This window comes from Mycolicibacterium agri (assembly GCF_002553505.1).
In the GTDB taxonomy this organism is placed as follows: domain Bacteria; phylum Actinomycetota; class Actinomycetes; order Mycobacteriales; family Mycobacteriaceae; genus Mycobacterium; species Mycobacterium agri.
In genome coordinates this window covers 1-6,394 of the sequence record NZ_PDCP01000158.1, presented here as the reverse complement: position 1 = coordinate 6,394, position 6,394 = coordinate 1, and the positions used below count along the sequence as shown (strand labels likewise).

The 6,394-nt window shown below is 67.3% G+C and carries 1 protein-coding gene and 4 pseudogenes; all 5 read left to right on the top strand.

The window, feature by feature from the left end; translation table 11 throughout:
- Window positions 1-69 precede the first annotated feature (69 nt).
- Window positions 70-1,347: pseudogene (gene hypF, locus CQY20_RS32970) on the top strand (carbamoyltransferase HypF); the annotation flags it as partial.
- 96 nt (window positions 1,348-1,443) lie between these two features.
- Window positions 1,444-2,754, top strand: a complete 1,311-nt coding sequence (gene nuoF / locus CQY20_RS32965; RefSeq protein ID WP_097945411.1) for an NADH-quinone oxidoreductase subunit NuoF — start codon at window positions 1,444-1,446, stop codon at window positions 2,752-2,754.
- Window positions 2,751-5,101, top strand: a pseudogene (locus CQY20_RS32960) (NADH-quinone oxidoreductase subunit G). Before nuoF ends, CQY20_RS32960 begins: the two are co-directional and overlap by 4 nt.
- Window positions 5,098-5,322: pseudogene (locus CQY20_RS32955) on the top strand (NADH-quinone oxidoreductase subunit H); the annotation flags it as partial. The pseudogenes CQY20_RS32960 and CQY20_RS32955, both read left to right, overlap by 4 nt.
- Before the next feature lie 411 nt (window positions 5,323-5,733).
- Window positions 5,734-6,394, top strand: a pseudogene (locus tag CQY20_RS32950) (hypothetical protein); the annotation flags it as partial.

Below are 6,394 nucleotides of genomic sequence, written 5' to 3'. Positions count from 1 at the left end.
GGCCGGCGCCGCCGCCGCGATGTCGGGCCTGAAACTGATGGGCACAGGCATAGGCATCGAAGACCCGCCATGACCAGGCGGCGATTGCGCGTCTGCGTGCACGGGGTCGTCCAAGGTGTAGGTTTCCGGCCCTTCGTCTACACCACCGCGGCCGCGATGGGACTTTCCGGCTCCGTCCGCAACGACAGTTCCGGCGCCATCGTTGAAATCGAAGGCGAAGGCAAGGACGTCGACGCGTTTCTTGCCCGGCTGCACAGCAACCCGCCGCCACTAGCGGTTATCGAAGCCGTTGAGACACAGCAAATCCCGTGCGTGGGCGGCACCGGGTTCGCGATTGCCGACACCTCCCGTTCGGACGGCGGTCGCACGCTGGCCTCCCCCGATGTCGCGATGTGCGCGGAGTGCGCCGCCGAGCAACGCGACCCGGCAAATCGCCGCTACCGGCACGCCTTCGTCAATTGCACGAACTGCGGCCCGCGGTTCACCATCATCGCGTCGCTGCCCTACGACCGCGGCGCCGCCACGATGGCCGAGTTCACGATGTGCGCGCAGTGCGCGCGTGAGTACGCCGACCCGGCCGACCGGCGGTTCCACGCCCAACCGGTGTGCTGCCCGGAGTGCGGGCCGACACTGCGCTACCGCGATCGCGACGGTCGCGTCAGCGAGGGCGAAGAGGGGCTAGAACGCGCGCGTGCGCTGCTCTGCGACCGCGGCAACCTCGCGGTCAAGGGCATCGGCGGATACCACTTGGCCTGTGACGCCGCCGACGATCGCGCGGTAGCGGAGCTGCGCAGACGCAAACGGCGCGGCGACAAGCCGTTTGCGGTCATGGTGCCCGATCTGCCCACGGCACACCGCATCGCCGAAATCGACGAGGCGTCCGCGCGTGTGCTGACCGGCCCGCAGCGTCCGATCGTGCTGACGCCGCGGCTGCCGGATGCGTCGGTCGCCGCCGCGGTGGCGCCGCACAACCCTGACCTCGGCGTGATGCTGGCCTATACACCGCTGCATGCGCTGCGTTTCGGCTTGCCCGGGGACACGCCCGGCCCGCCGGTATTGGTGATGACATCGGGCAACCTGGGCGGCGAGCCGATCTGCTTCACCGACGAAGATGCTTTGGACCGGCTCGCCCACCTTGCCGACGGCTGGCTGATGCATAACCGGGCGATCCTGGTGCCGTGTGACGACTCTGTCGTCCGACTGCTCGACGGCGCCGAACTGCCCATCCGACGCTCCCGTGGCTACGCACCGCTACCGGTCGCGCTGCCGCTGCCGGTACCACCGACGCTGGCGGTCGGCGCCGACCTGAAGAACACCCTGGCCGTCGCCGAATTCAAGTACGCGTGGCTCAGCCAGCACTCCGCACCTCGGAAATGCTCGCCGGGCTCCGCGTTGCGCGCGAACGAGGCATGGCCACACCCGGTTTGGAAGGTGAGGATTGAGATGCCGCTGACACCTGTGCTGACTCGGTACTGGGACCAGCCCGAGTCCTGGACGCTATCCACCTACCACAGCCACGACGGTTATCAGGCGCTGCAGAAGGCGCTGGCGATGGAACCGGACGAGGTGATCCAGACCGTAACGGACTCCGGCCTGCGCGGGCGCGGCGGCGCAGGCTTCGGCACCGGGATGAAATGGGGCTTCATACCGCAAGGCGATAAGGGTCCGGCCGCCAAGCCGCACTATCTGGTGGTCAACGCCGACGAGTCCGAGCCCGGCACCTGCAAGGACATCCCCTTGATGCTCGCGACACCGCATGTGCTCATCGAGGGCGCGATCATCGCGGCGTACGCGATCCGCGCATCGCGCGCGTTCATTTACCTACGCGGCGAGGTGATTCCGGCGCTAGCTCGGCTGCAGACCGCGGCGGCCGAGGCCTACGCGGCCGGCTATCTGGGCACCGACATCCTGGGCACCAAATACGACCTCGATCTGGTAATCCACGCCGGTGCGGGCGCTTACATCTGCGGCGAGGAGACCGCGCTGCTGGATTCGCTGGAGGGCAGGAGGGGCCAGCCGAGGCTGCGCCCGCCCTTCCCCGCGGTGTCCGGGCTGTACGCGTGCCCAACCGTGGTGAACAACGTCGAATCGATCGCCTCCGTGCCCCCGATCATTCTCAACGGGGTTGACTGGTTCCGTTCGATGGGCAGCGATAAATCCCCTGGCTTCACGCTGTATTCGCTGTCCGGGCACATCGCCCGGCCCGGGCAATACGAAGCCCCGTTGGGGATCACGTTGCGTGAACTCCTTAGGTACGCCGGCGGCGTTCGCGATGCCCACCGGCTGAAGTTCTGGACGCCCGGTGGCGCATCTACACCGCTGCTCACCGATGAGCACCTCGACGTGCCACTGGATTACGAGGGCGTGGGCGCCGCCGAGTCGATGCTGGGCACGAAAGCCCTGCAGATCTTCGACGAGACCACCTGCGTAGTGCGGGCGGTGCGGCGCTGGACGCAATTCTACGAGCACGAGTCCTGCGGCAAGTGCACGCCATGCCGCGAAGGCACCTACTGGCTCGCCCAGATCTATGAACGCCTCGAATCCGGGGAGGCCGCATCAGACGATTTGGCCAAACTTGCCGACATCGCCGGTGCGATGAACGGGAAGTCGTTCTGCGCGTTGGGCGACGGCGCGGCCAGCCCGATCATCTCGTCGCTGAAGTACTTTCGCGACGAATACGCCGCGCACGTGACCGCGGGCGGATGCCCGTTCGATCCCCGCGACTCGATGCTCCTGCAGGAGGTGCTGGCATGACGTTGTCGACCAACGCGGACACGGCCACCGGCTTCCCCGCCTCCGACATGGTGACGTTGACGATTGATGACACCAAGTGCACGGTGCCGAAGGGCACGTTGGTGATTCGCGCTGCCGAGCTGATGGGGATCGAAATTCCGCGGTTCTGCGATCACCCGCTGCTCGACCCCGTGGGGGCCTGCCGGCAGTGCCTGGTTGAGATCGAAGGCCAGCGCAAGCCGATGGCCTCGTGCACCACCACCGTCATAGACGACATGGTGGTGCGGACCCAGTTCACGTCACCGGTGGCCGAGAAGGCCCAAGAGGATGTGATGGAGCTGCTGCTCATCAATCACCCCCTGGATTGCCCGGTCTGCGACAAGGGAGGGGGATGCCCTTTGCAGAACCAGGCGATGTCGCAGGGTCGGGTCGAATCCCGTTTCAGCGACGTGAAACGCACGTTCCCGAAACCGGTCAGCATCTCGTCGCAGGTGCTGCTGGATCGCGAGCGCTGCGTGTTGTGTGCGCGGTGCACGCGGTTCTCCAATCAGATCGCCGGCGACCCGTTCATCGAACTCCTGGAGCGCGGCGCGCTGCAGCAGGTCGGCATTTACGCGAACGAGCCCTTCGATTCGTACTTCTCGGGCAACACGGTGCAGATCTGTCCGGTGGGAGCATTGACCGGGACCGCGTATCGGTTTCGGGCGCGTCCGTTCGACTTGGTGTCGTCGCCAAGTGTGTGCGAGCACTGCGCGGCCGGCTGCGCGCAGCGCACCGACCATCGGCGCGGAAAGGTGTTGCGCCGCTTAGCCGGCGATGACCCGCAGGTCAACGAGAAGTGGAACTGCGACAAGGGCCGGTGGGCGTTCACCTATCCCACCCAACCCGAGCGGATCACCACACCGCTGATCCGCGACGCCGACGGCACACTCGCCCCGGCATCCTGGTCGCAGGCACTTGCCGTGACAGCCAAAGAACTGACCGCGGCGCACGGCAACGTCGGTGTTTTGGTCGGCGGACGGACAACTTGCGAGGACGCCTACGCGTACGCGAAGTTCGCCCGCGTTGTGTTGGGCAGCAACGATATCGACTTCCGCACCCGCCCGCACTCGGCTGCGGAGGCCGATTTCCTATCCGCCTGCATCGCCGCGCGACCAATGACGGTGACCTACGCTGACATTGAGGCCGCGCCCGCGGTGCTGCTGGTCGGGTTCGAGCCCGAAGAGGAGTCACCGATCGTGTTCCTGCGGCTGCGCAAGGCTGCTCGAACCCGCGGACTGCTCCTCTATTCGATTGCCCCGTTCACTACCCGCGGTCTGCAAAAGATGTCGGGCGAGCTGCTGTCGGCTATGCCTGGCGAGGAAGCGCACATCCTCGACCGTCTGCACACCGGCGAGATTGCTCAATTGCTGCGCGAGCCCGGTGCAGTGATCATGGCCGGTGAACGCCTGGCGGCCTTTCCTGGTGCCCTATCCGCCACCGCCAGACTCGCCGACGCCACCGGCGCCCGGCTGGCCAGGATACCCCGCCGCGCCGGCGAGCGGGGTGCCTTGGAGGCCGGCGCACTGCCCAACCTGCTGCCCGGCGGCCGCCCGACCAACGAACCCGGCCGCGATACCGCAGGCATGCTGGCCGCCGCACGTGGAGGTTCGTTGGGTGCGCTGCTGGTTGGAGGGGTTGAGCCCGCGGACCTTCCAGACCCCGACGCCGCGCGCCATGCGCTCGATGCTGCGCCGTTCGTGGTCAGCTTGGAGTTGCTCCACAGCGAGGTCACCGAGCGGGCCGACGTGGTGTTCCCGGTCGCCCCGGTTGCGGAGAAGTCAGGCACGTTCCTGAATTGGGAAGGCCGCCCCCGGTCCTTCCCTGTTGCATTGCCCGACACTGGGGCGCTGCCCGACCTGCGAGTCCTCAACGCGCTGGCCCACGAGATGAGCGTCGATCTCGGGTTGCCTGACGCCGGGGCGGCGCAGGCCGAACGGCGTCGGCTCGGGGTCTGGGCCGGAAAGTGGCCGGCCCGCCCGCAGTCGCGGCGAGTGAGCTGCCGCAACCGGTTGAGGGTGAGGCGATCTTGGCCGGTTGGCGGATGCTGCTGGACAACGGCCGGCTACAGGACGGCGAGCCGTACCTGGCCGGCACCGCTCGCGGCCCCGTGGCGCGGCTGTCCGCGCCGACCGCAGCCGAAATCGGTGCCGGTGAAGGGGATTCGGTGACGGTCAGCACCGACCGGGGCGCGATCACGCTGCCGCTGGCCATTGCCGACCTGCCCGATCGCGTCGTGTGGTTACCGCTGAACTCCCCCGGCTGCGCGGTGTATCCGCAGCTCGGAAAGGGTCCCGGCGCTGTCGTCAGCATTGGGGTGGAGTCATGATCGGGTTCGGCCACGATCCGTGGTGGCTGATCCTGGTCAAGACGATCGCTGTCTTCGTGTTTCTGTTGCTGACGGTGCTGGCCGCGATCCTGATCGAGCGCAAGGTGCTGGGACGGATGCAGATGCGGTTTGGCCCCAACCGGGTTGGCCCGCGCGGGCTGCTGCAGTCGTTGGCCGACGGGGTGAAGCTGGCGCTCAAGGAGGGCATCACCCCATCGGGGGCGATCCGGGTGGCCCTGGTAGATGAGCGAGCGCCGGGCCTATTCGACCGGGCTTGCCGACGAACCCTTTGGTGTGGCGCGTGGACAACAGGTACAACGGGACCATGAGAACTGACGTGGGGTTTCCCACCAACGGCCTGGTGGGGCGCCGCAGCGTTCCACCGCGTGGGGGAACTGCGGGCCCCCGCGTGCGTCGGCGTCTGACCGTGCCACCGGGCGATCGTGTGAACAGTCATAACTTGATGACTCTCTTGCCCGGATTGCACCCGATCCTGGCCATGCGCTGCTGCCGTGATCGTTCCGCTGCGGCGGTGCGGCGCATATTCGGCCCGACGATGGTCCGGTACTGGCATGGCCGGGACTGCACATACCTTCTGTCTCTGATTTCGAGGCCTACCGAGGAGCGTCAACATGACACTTGAAACACATCCCGCCACCGACATCGAGCAGCTGTCCATCAACACGATCCGCACGCTGTCGATCGATGCGGTGCAGGTGGCCAACTCGGGGCACCCGGGCACTCCGATGGCGCTGGCCCCGGTGGCCTACAAGCTGTGGCAGGACTACCTGCGCTTCGACCCGGAGCTGCCGGTGTGGGCCAACCGGGACCGGTTCGTGCTCTCGGTCGGGCACGCCTCGGCGCTGCTGTACTCGTTGCTGCACCTGGCCGGGGTCAAGTCGGTCAACCCCGACTATGAGATCGTCGGAGAGCCCGCCGTCTCGCTGGATGATCTGCGCCGGTTCCGGCAGCTGGACTCCAAGTGCCCCGGCCACCCCGAGTACCGCTGGACCTCCGGCGTCGAGTGCACCACCGGCCCGTTGGGCACCGGGATCGCCACCAGCGTCGGCATGGCCATCGCCGGGCTGTGGCAGGCCGCCACCTTCAACCGGCCCGGCTACGAGCTGTTCGACTACGACGTGTACGCGCTGTGCGGCGACGGCTGCCTGATGGAGGGCATCGGCGCCGAGGCGGCCTCGCTGGCCGGGCACCTGAAGCTAGCTGTACTGCCCAGGCAGGTTGGTCAATCGGGTGATGGGTGGGACCTTGCCGATTGCCGAGTGTTGCCGGTGG